At 54.4% G+C, this 15,956-nt stretch carries 14 protein-coding genes and 1 pseudogene; 6 read left to right on the top strand and 9 right to left on the bottom strand.

The genetic code is table 11. The features are described from left to right. Nucleotides 1–54 precede the first annotated feature (54 nt). The 4 genes from JKP81_RS20560 to cpxP form a co-directional block, all read right to left on the bottom strand. Nucleotides 55–1,044: a sulfate ABC transporter substrate-binding protein gene (locus tag JKP81_RS20560; RefSeq protein WP_200553172.1), complete on the bottom strand. Its 990-nt coding sequence runs from the start codon at nt 1,042–1,044 to the stop codon at nt 55–57. 147 nt (nt 1,045–1,191) lie between these two features. After that, the gene (gene pfkA, locus JKP81_RS20565) at nt 1,192–2,154 is read right to left on the bottom strand and encodes a 6-phosphofructokinase (protein ID WP_061499376.1); all 963 of its coding nucleotides are present in this window, start codon (nt 2,152–2,154) and stop codon (nt 1,192–1,194) included. 210 nt (nt 2,155–2,364) lie between these two features. Then, on the bottom strand, nt 2,365–3,249 hold the full coding sequence (gene fieF / locus JKP81_RS20570; protein ID WP_200553173.1) for a CDF family cation-efflux transporter FieF: 885 nt from the start codon (nt 3,247–3,249) through the stop codon (nt 2,365–2,367). Between the two features lie 150 nt (nt 3,250–3,399). Further along, a complete protein-coding gene (gene cpxP, locus JKP81_RS20575) occupies nt 3,400–3,903 on the bottom strand; it encodes a cell-envelope stress modulator CpxP (RefSeq protein WP_200553174.1) in 504 nt (167 codons plus the stop codon). Nucleotides 3,904–4,054: 151 nt separating this feature from the next. Between cpxP and cpxR the strand changes: the two genes are divergently transcribed. Both cpxR and cpxA read left to right on the top strand, forming a co-directional pair. After that, nucleotides 4,055–4,753 carry an envelope stress response regulator transcription factor CpxR gene (gene cpxR, locus JKP81_RS20580; RefSeq protein WP_017459654.1) on the top strand — a complete coding sequence of 233 codons (699 nt, stop codon included), beginning with the start codon at nt 4,055–4,057 and terminating at the stop codon, nt 4,751–4,753. After that, complete coding sequence (cpxA, locus tag JKP81_RS20585) at nt 4,750–6,123, top strand: envelope stress sensor histidine kinase CpxA (RefSeq protein WP_200553175.1); 1,374 nt, start codon at nt 4,750–4,752, stop codon at nt 6,121–6,123. Before cpxR ends, cpxA begins: the two co-directional genes overlap by 4 nt. Here the strand turns inward: cpxA and yiiM are convergent. Then, nucleotides 6,106–6,832 (bottom strand): annotated as a pseudogene (yiiM, locus tag JKP81_RS20590) (6-hydroxyaminopurine reductase). The gene cpxA and the pseudogene yiiM sit on opposite strands and share 18 nt — an antisense overlap. A 161-nt stretch (nt 6,833–6,993) precedes the next feature. Here yiiM and JKP81_RS20595 point away from each other — a divergent pair. Beyond that, nucleotides 6,994–7,887, top strand: coding sequence for a dihydrodipicolinate synthase family protein (locus JKP81_RS20595; protein ID WP_200553177.1), 894 nt, complete (start codon nt 6,994–6,996; stop codon nt 7,885–7,887). A gap of 36 nt (nt 7,888–7,923) precedes the next feature. Here JKP81_RS20595 and kdgT read toward each other — a convergent pair whose 3' ends face one another. Beyond that, on the bottom strand, nt 7,924–8,907 hold the full coding sequence (gene kdgT / locus JKP81_RS20600; protein ID WP_200553178.1) for a 2-keto-3-deoxygluconate transporter: 984 nt from the start codon (nt 8,905–8,907) through the stop codon (nt 7,924–7,926). Nucleotides 8,908–9,162: 255 nt separating this feature from the next. After that, nucleotides 9,163–9,783 carry a superoxide dismutase [Mn] gene (gene sodA / locus JKP81_RS20605; protein WP_017459659.1) on the bottom strand — a complete coding sequence of 207 codons (621 nt, stop codon included), beginning with the start codon at nt 9,781–9,783 and terminating at the stop codon, nt 9,163–9,165. Between the two features lie 289 nt (nt 9,784–10,072). Here sodA and rhaT point away from each other — a divergent pair, with 289 nt between their 5' ends. Next, entirely contained in the window at nt 10,073–11,107 is a 1,035-nt protein-coding gene (gene rhaT / locus JKP81_RS20610; RefSeq protein ID WP_200553179.1) for an L-rhamnose/proton symporter RhaT, read from the top strand. Here the strand turns inward: rhaT and rhaR are convergent, their stop codons facing one another. Both rhaR and rhaS read right to left on the bottom strand, forming a co-directional pair. Then, nucleotides 11,108–11,956: an HTH-type transcriptional activator RhaR gene (rhaR, locus tag JKP81_RS20615; RefSeq protein WP_065369760.1), complete on the bottom strand. Its 849-nt coding sequence runs from the start codon at nt 11,954–11,956 to the stop codon at nt 11,108–11,110. It lies immediately after the preceding gene. A 73-nt stretch (nt 11,957–12,029) separates the two neighbouring features. Continuing rightward, nucleotides 12,030–12,866, bottom strand: a complete 837-nt coding sequence (rhaS, locus tag JKP81_RS20620) for an HTH-type transcriptional activator RhaS (RefSeq protein WP_200553180.1) — start codon at nt 12,864–12,866, stop codon at nt 12,030–12,032. Nucleotides 12,867–13,165: 299 nt separating this feature from the next. Here rhaS and rhaB point away from each other — a divergent pair, with 299 nt between their 5' ends. Next, entirely contained in the window at nt 13,166–14,635 is a 1,470-nt protein-coding gene (gene rhaB, locus JKP81_RS20625) for a rhamnulokinase (protein ID WP_200553181.1), read from the top strand. After that, nucleotides 14,632–15,891: an L-rhamnose isomerase gene (gene rhaA / locus JKP81_RS20630; protein ID WP_200553182.1), complete on the top strand. Its 1,260-nt coding sequence runs from the start codon at nt 14,632–14,634 to the stop codon at nt 15,889–15,891. Before rhaB ends, rhaA begins: the two co-directional genes overlap by 4 nt. Nucleotides 15,892–15,956 lie beyond the last annotated feature (65 nt).

The following is a 15,956-nucleotide window of genomic DNA, read 5'->3' on the forward strand; positions in this document are numbered from 1 at the left end:
ATTTTACGCAGGTAAAAAGCAAAAACGCCCTCTTACGAGGGCGTTTGGGGGAGATTAACGTTTACTGATTTGGTCGAACGTACCACCGTTGGAGAAGTGCTCTTTTTGCGCCTTCGTCCAGCCACCGAACACATCATCAATGGTAAAGAGTTTCAATTTCGGGAACGCGTTGGCGTATTTCGCCGCTACCTGCGCGTCACGCGGGCGATAGAAATTCTTCGCGGCAATCTCCTGGCCTTCCGGCGAGTAGAGATATTTCAGATAGGCTTCTGCTACTTTCTTAGTGCCTTTCTTCTCTGCCACTTTGTCGACAACGGAGACGGTCGGTTCCGCGAGGATAGATTCGCTCGGGGTGACAATTTCAAATTTGTCTTTGCCCAGTTCGTTTGTTGCCAGCAGCGCTTCGTTTTCCCACGCAATCAGTACATCACCGATACCGCGCTCAACGAAAGTATTGGTCGCACCGCGCGCACCGGAATCCAGCACTTCTACGTTTTTAAACAGCGCTTTGACGAACTCCTGCGCTTTCGCCTGATCGCCGCCGTTCTGATGCAGCGCATAACCCCAGGCCGCCAGATAGTTCCAGCGCGCGCCACCTGAGCTTTTCGGGTTCGGCGTGATCACTGAAACGCCGGGTTTAATCAGATCGTTCCAGTCATGAATCTGTTTCGGGTTGCCTTTACGGACCAGGAAAACGATGGTCGAAGTGTACGGAGCGGAGTTGTCTGGCAGGCGTTTGATCCAGTTTTTATCGATACGGCCACGTTCTGCAATTGCGTCAACATCGTAGGCCAGCGCCAGGGTTACCACATCGGCGTCGATACCGTTGATAACCGATGTTGCCTGTTTGCCGGAACCGCCATGGGACTGACGGATCACAACGTTGTCGCCAGTCTCTTGTTTCCAGTGCGCGCTGAAAGCTTTGTTGTACTGCTCATACAACTCACGCGTTGGATCGTAAGAGACGTTTAATAACTGGATATCCTTTGCCAGAACGCTGGTAGAAGCCAGCAGTAATGTAATCCCCAAGCCCCATTTATTCATCGCCCGCTCTCTTAAAGTTATCGATTTTGATGTCGTCAGACTGCCAGAAAGGCATCCAATGATTAAAGAATAAAAAAAGATTGGCTATAACTTTGGGGAATAAAGCAGGATAAAAAAACGCCCTCGTTATTGAGGGCATTTTTGCATTCAGTAGAGTTTTTTCGCGCAGTCGAGCCAGTCGCCTTTGAATGGGCGTTTCATGTTCTCGATAGCGTCGATGATGTCGTGATGCACCATTTTTTCGTTCTGAATGCCGACACAACGACCGCCGTAGCCCTGCAACAGCAGCTCGATGGCGTAAGAACCCATACGGGAAGCCAGAATGCGGTCGTAAGGCACCGGAGAACCGCCGCGCTGAATATGGCCAAGAACGGTGGCACGGGTTTCACGCTCGGTTTCGCTTTCGATGTACTTCGCCAGTTCGTCGATATCGCAGATATGCTCGGTAATCGCCACGATGGCGTGTTTTTTACCTTTGGCGATACCCGCTTTGATTTCGGCTACCAGGTCTTCACGATTGAATTCCACTTCCGGCAGTACGATAAATTCGCAGCCGCCCGCAATCGCCGCCGCCAGCGTCAGGTCGCCGCAGTAGCGACCCATCACTTCAACGATGGAGATACGCTGGTGAGAAGAAGAGGTGTCACGCAGGCGGTCGATGGCTTCAACCACGGTTTGCAGCGCGGTGAAGTAGCCGATAGTGTAGTCAGTACCCGCCACGTCATTATCGATGGTGCCCGGCAGACCGATACACGGAAACCCCATTTCAGTCAGGCGCTTAGCACCCATATAGGAACCGTCGCCGCCGATAACAACCAGCGCGTCGATACCGCGTTTTTTCATGTTCTCAATAGCCACGGCGCGGATATGCTCTTCACGGAATTCCGGGAAGCGGGCGGAGCCGAGGAATGTACCGCCGCGGTTGATCATGTCGGACACGCTGTAGCGGTCAAGTTGGATCATGCGGTCTTCGTACAGGCCGAGGTAACCGTCATAGATACCTGCTACTTCCAGACCTTCTGTCAATGCTGCGCGGACGACACCGCGGATAGCGGCATTCATGCCTGGCGCATCACCGCCACTTGTCAACACACCGATTTTTTTAATCATGACTACCTCTGAACTTAGGAATGCAAAATAAAATTCTGTGGCCCGAAGCGACTCCCCTGCGGGAGCGAACAACTATGCTGCTATGGTGCAAATAGTATATCAATCCCAGCTTGCTGAATTGATTCAGGTCAGACCAAATGGCGGTAATTTATACACAAAAAGTTGGTCTGGCTCACTTTTTTACAACGAAATACGAAAGCCTCTACGTGCTTATCGTCCTTGAGGTACTACCGAACAAGGATCCTGATGGATTATCACATCAGAACCCGGGAAACGTTGCAGAATCGCCTGTTCTACCTGCTCAGCAATAAGATGCGCCTGAACGAGCGGCAGGTTATCTTCCATTTCCAGATGTATTTGAATAAAGCGGGTCGGCCCTGACTGCCGCGTGCGAAGATCGTGAGCGCCGCTGACGCCCGGCCAGGAGGTGACAATGGTGAAAATTTCCTGTCGCTCTTCGTCGGGTAAGGCTCTGTCCAGCAATGCCTGAACGGCGTCGTACCCCATGTGTAACGCGCTATACAAAATATAGCTGCCAATACCCAACGCAAACAATGCATCGGCACGATGCCATCCATACCAGGAGAGCCCCAGCGCGATGAGAATTGCGCCGTTCATCATAACATCAGACTGATAATGAAGCATATCCGCCCGCACCGCCTGGCTGTGGGTTTTCCGCACTACCCAGCGCTGAAAAGTGACAAGGATCACAGTGCTAAACAGCGCGATCAACGTGACCGTAATACCAATGCCAGCATCACGAAGCGGTTCAGGCTTAGCAAGGTGCTGAATACCGGTCAAAAACAGGAACAAGGCAGACCCAGAAATAAACATACTTTGTGCCAGCGCCGCCAGCGATTCCGCCTTTCCGTGACCGAATGTGTGCTCTTCGTCGGCAGGTTGCAGCGAATAGCGTACAACCAACAAGTTGGTTAGCGACGCGGCGATATCCACCAGCGAATCAACCAGCGCCGCCAGAATACTGACCGAACCGGTAAACCACCACGCGAAGATTTTAATTACCAGCAGTGACGATGCCGTGACGGTCGCCGCAACCGCTGCCCGGGTGACCAGACGCCCATAGGATTGATTCATAAACGCTCCTGCTTGGATCCTGCAGGGATTATAACGAAAGCCAGGCAACAGCAATGGGGAAATTAAGCGTTGGAATTGCGGGCAAAAAAAACCCCCACATCATGTGGGGGAAGACAGGGATGGTGTCTATGGCAAGGAAAACAGGGTTTGTTACTGGTAATGCCGGGTACTACTGCTACTTAAGACTGTCGACGGAGAACTTTGTTGCATCTGTGCGACTTCGCGCAGTTGCGTCATCCGTTGCTGGTGTTTCTGGTTTAAAACCGCTTGCTGCTCCGGCGTAAGCAGGTTGTACATCTGGTTGCGGACTTTCGCCATTTCAACCTGACGAGCGACTTGCTCCTGCGCCATTTTTTCTGCCTGAGCGCGCACAGCGTTTTCATCAAAATTTTCTGCGGTGACAAGGCGATGCATTGTCTCCATTTCGGTAACATTTACAGGAGGCTGATCGTGCCGCGCCTGTCTCATTAAATCCCGCATCTGCTGACGCTGATGTTCGGTTAAATTAATACCGTCGAACATATGGCTCTGAACACTGCGCTGTGCAAACCCATCAATCGGGTGCCAGTTATCGCCTGTTACGACGCCAGCAGCCTGGCTAACGGTGCTAAACGCCAGCGTTGAGGCCATGACGGCAGCGGTAACGATGCGCATCACTTACTCCAGTAACCTTTTCGTCTCACGATTCAACGATAATCAGTCTACGATTCAGGCTGCAAACATGCGTCAGGGGGTGTAAAACAACGTAAAGTCATGGATTAGCAAGTCTCGATGACGTAATTTCTGCCTCGGAGGTATTTAAACAATGAATAAAATCCTTTTAGTAGATGATGACCGAGAGCTTACTTCCTTGTTAAAGGAGCTACTCGACATGGAAGGTTTCAATGTGCTCGTTGCCCATGACGGGGAGCAGGCGCTCGACCTCCTCGACGACAGCATCGACCTGCTTTTGCTTGATGTCATGATGCCGAAGAAAAACGGTATCGACACACTTAAAGAGCTACGCCAGACACACCAGACACCGGTCATTATGCTGACCGCACGCGGCAGCGAACTCGATCGCGTTCTCGGCCTTGAGCTGGGCGCGGATGACTATCTGCCAAAACCGTTTAACGATCGTGAATTAGTTGCGCGTATTCGCGCAATCTTGCGCCGTTCGCACTGGAGCGAGCAGCAGCAAAACAATGATAACGGCTCGCCTACACTTGAAGTGGACGCGCTGAGTCTTAATCCGGGCCGTCAGGAAGCCAGCTTTGAAGGCCAGGCGCTGGAACTGACCGGCACAGAATTCACCCTGCTTTACTTGCTGGCGCAACATTTAGGCCAGGTGGTATCACGTGAACATCTGAGCCAGGAAGTGCTGGGTAAACGTTTAACGCCGTTCGACCGCGCTATTGATATGCACATTTCCAACCTGCGCCGCAAACTGCCGGAGCGTAAAGATGGGCATCCGTGGTTTAAAACCCTGCGCGGCCGCGGTTATCTGATGGTGTCCGCTTCATGATAGGAAGTTTGACCGCCCGCATCTTTGCCATTTTCTGGTTAACGCTGGCGCTGGTATTGATGCTGGTTTTGATGGTGCCAAAGCTGGACTCCCGTCAGATGACAGAGTTGCTGGACAGCGAGCAGCGTCAGGGCGTGATGATTGAACAGCATGTTGAAGCGGAACTGTCGAACGACCCGCCGAACGACCTGATGTGGTGGCGCAGGCTTTTCCGCGCCATCGACAAATGGGCGCCGCCGGGTCAACGTCTGCTGCTGGTGACCAGCGAAGGGCGCGTCATTGGCGCCGAACGCAACGAGATGCAGATCATCCGTAACTTCATCGGCCAGGCGGACAACTCCGACCATCCGCAGAAGAAGAAATATGGCCGGGTCGAAATGGTAGGTCCCTTCTCCGTTCGCGACGGGGAAGATAACTACCAACTCTATCTGATTCGCCCCGCCAGCAGTTCGCAATCCGACTTTATCAACCTGTTGTTTGACCGCCCGTTATTGCTGCTGATTGTCACCATGCTGATCAGCTCGCCGCTGCTGTTGTGGCTGGCGTGGAGCCTGGCGAAACCGGCACGGAAGCTGAAAAATGCGGCGGATGAAGTGGCGCAAGGCAACTTACGGCAACATCCGGAACTGGAATCCGGGCCGCAGGAGTTTCTGGCCGCCGGAGCGAGTTTCAACCAGATGGTGACGGCGCTAGAACGCATGATGACCGCACAGCAGCGTCTGCTTTCCGATATCTCGCACGAACTGCGTACGCCGCTCACACGCTTACAGCTCGGCACCGCCCTGCTGCGTCGCCGCAGCGGCGAAAGCAAAGAACTGGAGCGTATTGAAACTGAAGCGCAGCGGCTGGACAGCATGATCAACGATCTGCTGGTGATGTCGCGCAATCAGCAGAAAAACGCGCTGGTCAGCGAAACGGTGAAAGCCAATCAGATGTGGAATGAGGTGCTGGATAACGCGGCGTTTGAAGCGGAACAGATGGGCAAATCCCTGACCATCAATTTCCCGCCGGGCCCGTGGCCGCTGTACGGTAACCCCAGCGCGCTGGAAAGTGCGGTCGAAAACATTGTGCGCAACGCGCTGCGCTACTCGCACAGCAAAATCGAAGTCAGTTTCGCGGTGGATAAAGACGGCATCACCATTAACGTGGACGATGACGGCCCCGGCGTCAGCGCGGAAGACAGGGAACAGATTTTCCGCCCGTTCTACCGCACCGACGAAGCGCGCGATCGCGAGTCCGGCGGCACAGGCCTTGGCCTGGCGATTGTCGAAACCGCTATCCAGCAGCATCGCGGCTGGGTAAAAGCAGACGACAGCCCGCTCGGCGGTTTACGCCTGACGATATGGCTGCCGTTATATAAACGCGCTTAATAACTCGCCCTCTCCGCTCACCGGAGGGGGCGTTTTATTTTCCCAACAACCTGCGTGAATTATCTTCAATCTTGCCGCTCAAACGCCGCTTTTGCATCGTACGCGTCCAGCTCGCCGACAACCCCGCAGCCGCCAGCAGGCGATGATATTGCTCGTCGTCAAACGGCTGAAACCAGGCAATCGCCGCCGCGTCATAGACGCTGATATCACTCACGCGTGAAACCAGTTCCAGAGGCGCTTGCGCCGACACATTGCCGCCCGCAATCACCCGATAAAGCCAGCCAATGCGGCCGCTGGACTGCATCTGCGTTGACATATCGCTGATGCCAAAGTGGAAATTGAGTTTAAAACAGGGCGAACGCGGTTGCGTCACCTGAATCAGTGCGTCGCCCCAGCGAAAGATATCGCCGATAAAGACATTTTTTTCTGTCAGACCGCTGGTAGAAAGATTCTCGCCAAATGCGGGCGCGCAAAACAACGCCGCCTGCTGCGGAAACATCTGCGCCCAGTGCGCATAGTGTTCTCGCGGGTAGTGGCACAACGCACGATCCGTCCCGCCGTGGTAACTTTTCTCCGCCTGCTCGTCCCCGGCAATGCCGGTTTCGGTGAGCATGAGTTCGCCTTCAACCTGCAATTTTGCGATGGCGCTCGGTCGGCTGCCCTGATAATCCCTTACTTTTCCTACAAACACGTCAACCGGATGTTGCATATTCCCTCCAACAGGCTTCGTTCATCACGTTATTACACCACAATTGTTCGCAGACCAAACCTGCAAAAATGAGACATTCGTGCACGTGCGCGCGGCGGTGCCGTGCTATCACTTACCTTACGCTTTTGAAACATGATTTCATTAATCGAGGAGGTAGTGACGTGACGCAAACAATCCCCTTTTCCGGCGTCTGGTGTCCTTCCATCACGCCGATGGACAGTGAAGGCAACATCGATCTCAATGGATTAAAGCAGCATATTACCCGCCTGACGGCGGCGAAAATAGACGTGGTATTGCTGATGGGCAGTATCGGCGAGTTCGCCTCTTTCACACTGGATGAACGAATAATGTTGATTCGTGAAGCGCGCGGCATGTCGCCCATTTCGATGGTGGCTAATGTCTCTTCCACCTGTTTTAACGACATCCTGTGGATGGCCGATGAAGCCTACCGCACCGGCTATGAAGCGGTGATGGTGCTGCCGCCTTATTACTACGGGCAAACCAGCAACCAGCTTTTAAGCTACTTTCGCGCGCTGGGCAAAGCGATCAGCGGCAAATGGTTTGCCTATAACTTCCCGGCGCGAACCGGCTGCGATTTAACACCCGAATTGGTAGCAACGCTGGCCGCCGAATTCCCCGATTTTGCCGGCATTAAAGACACTGTGGATTGCCAGTCGCACACCCGCAATATGATTCTGGCAACGAAGAACGTGCGCAATGATTTCGCAGTGCTATGCGGTTACGACGAATATTTCATTCCCAATCTGCTGGCGGGCGGCGCTGGCGTGATTTCGGGCTTAAACAACGTGATGCCGGAGCTGTTCGTTAAAGCGCGGGAAGCGTGGCGGCAAGGTGATTTGGCAACGCTGCATCAGGTACAACAAGAGATCGGCAAATTTATGGCCATCTACAGCATCGGTGACGATTTTGTTACCACCATCAAAACCGTCGTCTCACGTAAATTTGGTTATTGCACACCCGTCGCCCGTAACTTCGGCGGCGCCCTCAATGAAGATCAGTGCAACATTATCGACACCGTTTTTGCTATCCGCTAATGCAAAAGCCGACCTGTAAAGGTCGGCCTCATTTTGTTATTTCACGGTGTTGCGTATCGACATTTCCGCTTCCGCCCCTTTCACTTTTCGTGACCAGACGGAAGTCAGAATCGGCACCAGGATCGAGGTAACGATCACCGATGTCGCCACCAGCGCAGTCGCGGCTGGTGCCATCGCTTTGAAATCCGGCACCATTTCAGCAATCAGCACCGGCGTTGCCACCGCAGCACCAGCCGAACTGGAGGCTGCCAGGCCCGCAGTGCCGTCACCGCCGCCAATCAGTTTATCGGCAATAATCAGCGGGATCCCGGTAATCACAATCACCGCGACGCCCAGCAAAATCCCCAGCAGCCCGGTTTGTGCTATCACACTTAAATCGATGGTGTTGCCCAGCGCGAAGGCGAAGAACGGAATCAGCGTTTGCACCGCCTTGCTGAAGAACTCGCGCAGTTCCGGGTCGAGATTACCCAGCGCGAACCCCACGAGGAATGGCAGCACCGCACCGACAAACACGTGCGGTTCAAAAGAAGCGATGCCGGCAGTGCCGAGAATAATCATCGTCATCAACGGGCCGGATTCCAGCGACATCAGCACAAATGCCCCGGCCTCTTCTTTGGTGCCGTACTGCTGCATGATGGAGGCATACAACCCGCCATTGGTCATATCCATCGATGCCACCAGCGCCAGCGTCGATAAACCGGCAAAAAAACCCGCCTCCACGCCGTGTTCCGGAATCAACCGCGACGCGATAGCCGCCACAACCCAGGCGATCACGATTTTCGTCACCACCAGCGTGCCGGATTTACGCAGCACCGTACCGGTCGCGCTCAGTTTGATCGACGCACCCATGCAAAAAAACCACACCGCAAGGATCGGCACCGTGCCGGTAATCATGCCGTTGGTGAATGAACCGAAGTATTTCCCTGCGCCGGGCGCAAAAGTGTGGCACAAGGCACCGATGAACAATGGAACCAGCATCATCCCGCCAGGGATTTTTTCTATTGCACGCTTGATTTGCATATCTTCACCTGTAAAAACCGTTCGATTTTTATGGCGCAGGCACTCCGGTTGAAGGGAACAACAGCCGCGCGGATGAAGAGAGGGTAGACCCGGATTTAGGTGAGAAAAGTGATCAAACAACCATAACAAAACATTATTTCATTATTTTAGGATCATCGTTCCTTTTGGTTTATGGCGGACAAAAAGAATAAAAAAACCCCGCTGGCAACGCCTGGCGGGGTTTCGACTCACGCGCTAATGCGTGACGAAAGCGGCTTATTTTTTCGCAGCGAAACGCGCAGCAGCTTCGTCCCAGTTCACCACGTTCCAGAACTCTTTGATGTAGTCCGGGCGGCGGTTCTGGAATTTCAGGTAGTAAGCGTGTTCCCACACATCCAGGCCTACGATCGGGAAGCCAGACGCGCCAGAGATCGCTTCACCCATCAGCGGGGAATCCTGGTTAGCGGTAGAAACCACAGCCAGTTTGTCGCCTTTCAGCACCAGCCATGCCCAGCCGGAGCCAAAGCGCGTTGCCGCTGCTTTTTCGAATTCAGCTTTGAAGTTGTCCACGGAACCGAAATCACGCTCGATAGCGGCTTTCAGATCGCCCTGCAGGGTGGTGCCTTTTTTCAGGCCTTTCCAGAACAGGCTGTGGTTAGCGTGACCGCCTGCGTTGTTACGCAGTACGGTTTTTTTGTCTGCTGGCAGCTGGTCCAGTTTGGTGATCAGCTCTTCAACCGGCAGGCTGGCGAACTCCGGCAGGCTTTCCAGCGCGGCGTTAGCGTTGTTCACATAAGTCTGGTGATGTTTAGTGTGATGGATTTCCATCGTCTGCTTGTCGAAATGCGGTTCGAGGGCATCGTATGCATACGGCAGAGCGGGCAGTGTATAGCTCATATTCATCTCCATTAAGGGTAAGCGGCTATTGTGTTAACGCCGCGTAAGCAGTTGGTTCATTATAGTTAATTAAATGATATTGAAAATGTTTATCAATGCCGTAGTTTTTATAAGGTTATAACTTTTGGTTATGTTATTGAAATTGTGAAGCCGCTCACCCTCATCACGTGCTCATTGCCAGCCTGCAACGCAACGCGGCAAACGCCTCAAGGTTAATCCTCTGACCGATTTTTACACTCATCAGGTCGGCTGCTCGTATCCCGGCGATAAAAACAAAGAGGATTGTGAAATGAGTAACGCGATTACGATGGGTATTTTTTGGCATTTGATAGGTGCAGCCAGTGCAGCCTGTTTCTATGCCCCGTTTAAAAAGGTAAAAAATTGGTCCTGGGAAACCATGTGGTCAATCGGCGGCATCGTCTCCTGGTTGATTCTTCCCTGGACTATCAGCGCGCTGTTATTGCCTGATTTTTGGGCTTATTTCAGTTCGTTTAGCGCCTCAACTCTGCTGCCGGTGTTTCTTTTCGGCGCAATGTGGGGCATCGGCAACATCAACTATGGCCTGACCATGCGCTACTTAGGCATGTCGATGGGCATTGGTATCGCCATTGGCATTACGCTGATTGTCGGTACGTTGATGACGCCGATCCTCAACGGTCACTTCGACGTGCTGATCAACACCGAAGGCGGTCGGATGACACTGCTGGGTGTGCTGGTAGCGCTGATTGGCGTTGGCATTGTCACCCGTGCCGGTCAGTTGAAAGAGCGCAAAATGGGCATCAAAGCCGAAGAGTTCAACCTGAGAAAAGGGTTAGCGCTGGCGGTGATGTGCGGCGTGTTCTCTGCCGGGATGTCCTTTGCGATGAACGCCGCCAAACCAATGCACGAAGCCGCTGCTGCACTGGGTATCGATCCGCTCTATACCGCGTTGCCAAGCTATGTGGTGATCATGGGCGGCGGTGCGCTGGTCAACCTGAGCTTTTGCTTTATCCGCCTGGCAAAAGTGAAAGATTTGTCGGTAAAAGCCGACTTCTCGCTGGCAAAAGGGCTAATTATCAGCAATATCCTGCTTTCCGCGCTGGGTGGGCTGATGTGGTATCTGCAATTCTTCTTCTACGCCTGGGGTCATGCGCGTATTCCGGGGCAGTATGACTACATCAGTTGGATGCTGCATATGAGCTTCTATGTGCTGTGCGGGGGGCTGGTTGGGCTGGTGCTCAAAGAGTGGAAGAATGCCGGACGCCAACCGGTGAGTGTGCTGAGTCTCGGTTGTGTGGTAATCATTGTCGCGGCCAATATCGTCGGCCTCGGCATGGCGAGCTAATCAGGCAGCAACCCGGCTACGATGACGCCACTGACCTGGCGTCATCCCTACCTCACGGCTAAACACCACCGAAAAGTAATTACTGTCCTCAAAGCCACACTGCATGGCGATTTCGCTGATCATCTGCTCGGAGTGCTGCAACAAAAATTGTGCGTGGCAAATGCGCAACTGGCGCAAATAGTGGTTGATGGTCATCCCGGTCTGAGTACGAAACTGCTGGCGCAGCGCCCGCTCGCTGCACTGTTCCTGTTCACAAAAACGCTCCAGCACAAAGCTGCGATTCAGGCTGCCGGAAAGCGCGGTGATAAGCTTATCCAGCAGCGTTTCGCTGTGGGTCGCGGCAAGGTTATCGGTGGCGAAACGGTGACGTTTTAGTGTCATCACCAGTTGAGCGAACAGGGTTTCTGCCATCAAATTGGCCAGCGGATCGTCCTTCGCGCTCTCATGTTCCAGTTGCGTAATTACCTGCCGCGCCTGCGCCATTCCGCTGCTGCCAATGCGCCAGTGTGGGTTGGACGGTGCGCCGTTAAGCCCCGGAATATGCGCGGCCCAGTCGAGATTCAGCGTCAGCCGGTCCGGACAATAGATAATGTTCTGCAATACCAGGTCATTAACCGAGGCGTAAGAGTGGCAATCTTCGGCGCGGATATAAAACAGATCGCCGCGCGTAATGCGGTAAGGACGGTCATTGAGCACGTGCAAACCATTGCCGCGCCACACCATTACCAGTTCGCAGAACTCATGGGTATGTTCGGCAAAAACATTTTGCGGGTAGCGATCGGCCACCGCGACCGCCTGTCCGGCGCGCGGGAAAAAGTCTGCTTTACGAAGAATTAACTGACCAGCCACAACGCCACCTCTGCCGTGAACAACCTGACATTATTAACGGAAGCCCGGCAAAAAATCGGTGATAGCCTTCTCGTTACTGAAGCAGCGTGTCGCGCCCCTGGCGGATATCGCGCGGCGACCAGTCAAATTCGCGGCGAAACAGCGTCGAAAAGTGGTTACTGTCGCCGAAACCGCAGCGAAAGGCGATATCGGTAACACTCTCGTCGCTGTGGCGCAGCATATGACGCGCTTTAATCAACCGCAGGCGGTTTAAATAGCGCTGCGGCGTCATGCCGGTGGACTGTTTAAGCTGGCGGTGCAGCGTACGCAACGACAAAGTGAACTGTTCCGCCAGCGACTCCCAGCAAATATCTTCCGCGAAGTGATCCTCCAGCCACAGCATCAACTGGTTCAGCCGCGCATCGCTGTTGCCCGCATCTTCCTGCTGGCTGCTTTTACGCAATAACACTAGCAACTGCATAAACAGGATCTCGCGGTTGGCAATGTCGTGCGTTGCCGCTTCACTGCCCATCTCTTCCATCTGGCTAATGATGCCGCGCACCTGCCCGAGCGTGTGCTGGCTTACCCGCCAGTGCGACGGGTAATGCCCGTCCTGCTCCTGCGGCAGCAACTGGTTCAACCCGGCAAGGAACTGGAACGCATCCGGCGAGCGGTACAGCACATTGGTCAAACAGAGATTATCAGTATGTTCATACAAATGGCGGTCATGATCGCGCACAAAACAGACCGTGCCGCCGCTGATGGTATAAGGCTGGCCATTAAACACATGAATCCCCGTTCCATGCTCAACAATCACAATTTCATGAAAATCATGATGATGTTCCGGAAACGCGGCCTGGGGCAATCGCGGTTCAATGGCAACGGGTGATTTACCTGACGGAAAAAAATCCACGCTATGCAATACGGTCATGATGGCCCCGGTCTTGAGAAATGTTCTCAAAATAGTAATTAAGGGTTTTCGACCTCACCTTAAATTTTCGACGCCGATTTGCGCATAGCCTGCCGTTTTTTCAAGAAACGGTCGGAAAGATCGGGAAATGTGGTGAGGGTCACAATGGCCGAAAACCTCGCGATTACTGGAAACTGTGAACTCTCTCACGTTCACCTTTGCTTTCTTGCCAGCGCGAAATCGCCGCTGTCAGTAGCAAGAAGGTACGACTGTCCCGCCCTTTTTAGACTGTCCGCAATGACTCTAAGAAGGACCCGATCATGACTTTTCGCCATTGTGTTGCGGTTGATTTAGGCGCCTCCAGCGGACGCGTCATGCTGGCGCGCTATGACCGCCAGAACCGCACGCTTTCGCTTCGCGAAATGCACCGTTTTGTAAACTGTCTGCAAAAAGTGGACGGCTTTGATTGCTGGGATATCGACGGCCTGGAAACCGAAATCCGCCTCGGCCTGAACAAGGTTTGCGCCGAAGGTATACAGCCAGACAGCATCGGTATTGATACCTGGGGCGTCGATTACATCCTGATTAACCGCGATGGCCAGCGCGTCGGGCTGCCGATTGCCTACCGCGATAATCGCACCGATGGCGTGATGCACCGCGCGCTGCAAAACCCCGGTAAAGCCGATATCTATCGCCGCAGCGGTATTCAGTTTTTACCCTTCAACACCCTTTACCAGCTACGCGCGCTGGCAGAACAGCAACCGCACCTGCTGGAACAGGCCGATCACGCGCTGCTGATCCCGGATTACTTCAGCTACCGCCTGACCGGCAATCTCAACTGGGAATACACCAACGCCACCACCACCCAACTGGTGAATATCAACACCGATAACTGGGATGAATCCCTGCTGAACTGGGCAGGCGTTCCGGCTCGCTGGTTTGGCACGCCAACCCATCCTGGCAACGTGATCGGCAACTGGATCTGCCCGCAGGGTAATGCCATACCGGTCGTCGCTGTCGCCAGCCACGATACCGCCAGCGCGGTTATCGCCGCACCGCTGGAAAATCCCGACGCGGCGTATCTCTCTTCCGGCACCTGGTCACTGATGGGCTTTGAGAGCAAACCCCCACACACCAGCGATGAGGCGCTCGCCGCCAATATCACCAACGAAGGCGGTGCCGAAGGCCGTTACCGGGTGCTGAAAAACATCATGGGATTGTGGCTGCTGCAACGCGTGCTGAAAGAGCAAAACATCACCGATTTGCCGGCGTTAATCGCCCTCACCGAGCAGCTCCCTCTCTGCCGCTGCGTGATTAACCCGAACGCGGATCGCTTTATCAACCCGGACAACATGAGCGCTGAAATTCAGGCCGCCTGCCGGGAAGCGGGTCAACCCGTACCGCAAAACGCCGCCGAACTGGCGCGCTGCATCTTCGATAGCCTCGCGCTGCTGTATGCCGATGTGCTGAGCGAACTGGCTTTCCTGCGTGGCAAGCCGTTTACCCGCTTGCATATCGTCGGCGGCGGCTGCCAGAACCAGTTACTGAACCAGCTCTGCGCCGATGCCTGCGGGCTGCCAGTGGTTGCCGGGCCGGTGGAAGCCTCGACACTGGGCAATATTGGCGTGCAACTGATGACGCTGGATGAGCTAAGCAACGTCGATGATTTTCGCCAGCTGGTCACGGCTAACCATTCACTGATTACGTTTACCCCTAATCCTGATAATGAAATCGCCCGCTACGTCGCGCGCTTTCAACAAAAACGACAGACAAAGGAGCTTTGCGCATGACCACTCAACTTGAACAAGCCTGGGACATTGCTAAACAGCGTTTCGCCGCTGTGGGGATTGATGTCGAGGAGGCGCTGCGCCAGCTCGACAGGCTGCCGGTTTCCATGCACTGCTGGCAGGGCGATGATGTCGCCGGTTTCGAAAACCCGGAAGGCAGCCTGACCGGCGGCATTCAGGCTACCGGCAATTATCCGGGCAAAGCGCGCAACGCCACGGAGCTGCGCGCCGATCTGGAACAAGCGCTGAGCCTGATCCCAGGCCCGAAACGCCTGAACCTGCATGCCATTTATCACGAAGCCGAAACGCCGGTCGCGCGGAATGAAATCAAACCCGAACACTTCAAAAACTGGGTGCAGTGGGCAAAAGCCAACAATCTGGGGCTGGACTTCAACCCGTCCTGCTTCTCGCACCCGCTGAGCGCCGATGGCTTCACGCTTTCCCACGCTAACGATGAGATCCGCCAGTTCTGGATCGACCATGTAAAAGCCAGCCGCCGCGTTTCCGCTTACTTTGGTGAACAACTGGGTACGCCGTCGGTGATGAATATCTGGATCCCGGACGGCATGAAAGATGTCACCGTTGATCGTCTCGCGCCGCGCCAGCGTCTGCTGGCTGCGCTGGATGAAGTGATTAGCGAAAAACTGAACCCGGCACACCATATCGATGCCGTGGAAAGTAAATTGTTCGGCATCGGCGCTGAGAGCTACACCGTCGGCTCCAACGAGTTTTATATGGGTTACGCCACCAGCCGCCAGACCGCGCTGTGTCTCGATGCTGGTCACTTCCATCCAACGGAGGTTATCTCCGACAAAATCTCTGCCGCCATGCTCTATGTGCCACGTCTGCTGCTGCATGTCAGCCGCCCGGTACGCTGGGACAGCGACCACGTGGTGCTGCTGGATGACGAAACCCAGGCCATCGCCAGCGAAATCATCCGCCACAAACTGTTCGACCGCGTACACATTGGGCTCGACTTCTTCGACGCCTCCATCAACCGCATCGCCGCGTGGGTGATTGGTACGCGCAACATGAAAAAAGCGCTGCTGCGCGCGCTGCTCGAACCGGTTGCGCAACTGCGCAAACTGGAAGCGGACGGCGATTACACCGCGCGCCTGGCGCTGCTCGAAGAGCAGAAATCCCTGCCGTGGCAGGCGGTGTGGGAAATGTACTGCCAGCGCCACGACACGCCAGCCGGTAGCCAGTGGCTGGAAAGCGTGCGGGCCTATGAGAAAGACGTATTAAGCAAACGTGGCTAATCGCTGCGCATTCATCAGCCCGGTAAGCGCAGCGCTACCGGGCAATAAACGGGAAACAGAAGACT

It is taken from the genome of Kosakonia sp. LAM2021 (assembly GCF_016620385.1).
GTDB lineage: Bacteria > Pseudomonadota > Gammaproteobacteria > Enterobacterales > Enterobacteriaceae > Kosakonia > Kosakonia sacchari.

What these genes read in the sequence shown, in the direction of transcription:
- JKP81_RS20560 (WP_200553172.1), bottom strand. Translation starts at nt 1,044, where the DNA reads ATGAATAAATGGGGCTTGGGGATTACATTACTGCTGGCTTCTACCAGC.
- pfkA (WP_061499376.1), bottom strand. Translation starts at nt 2,154, where the DNA reads ATGATTAAAAAAATCGGTGTGTTGACAAGTGGCGGTGATGCGCCAGGC.
- fieF (WP_200553173.1), bottom strand. Translation starts at nt 3,249, where the DNA reads ATGAATCAATCCTATGGGCGTCTGGTCACCCGGGCAGCGGTTGCGGCG.
- cpxP (WP_200553174.1), bottom strand. Translation starts at nt 3,903, where the DNA reads ATGCGCATCGTTACCGCTGCCGTCATGGCCTCAACGCTGGCGTTTAGC.
- cpxR (WP_017459654.1), top strand. Translation starts at nt 4,055, where the DNA reads ATGAATAAAATCCTTTTAGTAGATGATGACCGAGAGCTTACTTCCTTG.
- cpxA (WP_200553175.1), top strand. Translation starts at nt 4,750, where the DNA reads ATGATAGGAAGTTTGACCGCCCGCATCTTTGCCATTTTCTGGTTAACG.
- kdgT (WP_200553178.1), bottom strand. Translation starts at nt 8,907, where the DNA reads ATGCAAATCAAGCGTGCAATAGAAAAAATCCCTGGCGGGATGATGCTG.
- sodA (WP_017459659.1), bottom strand. Translation starts at nt 9,783, where the DNA reads ATGAGCTATACACTGCCCGCTCTGCCGTATGCATACGATGCCCTCGAA.
- rhaT (WP_200553179.1), top strand. Translation starts at nt 10,073, where the DNA reads ATGAGTAACGCGATTACGATGGGTATTTTTTGGCATTTGATAGGTGCA.
- rhaS (WP_200553180.1), bottom strand. Translation starts at nt 12,866, where the DNA reads ATGACCGTATTGCATAGCGTGGATTTTTTTCCGTCAGGTAAATCACCC.
- rhaB (WP_200553181.1), top strand. Translation starts at nt 13,166, where the DNA reads ATGACTTTTCGCCATTGTGTTGCGGTTGATTTAGGCGCCTCCAGCGGA.
- rhaA (WP_200553182.1), top strand. Translation starts at nt 14,632, where the DNA reads ATGACCACTCAACTTGAACAAGCCTGGGACATTGCTAAACAGCGTTTC.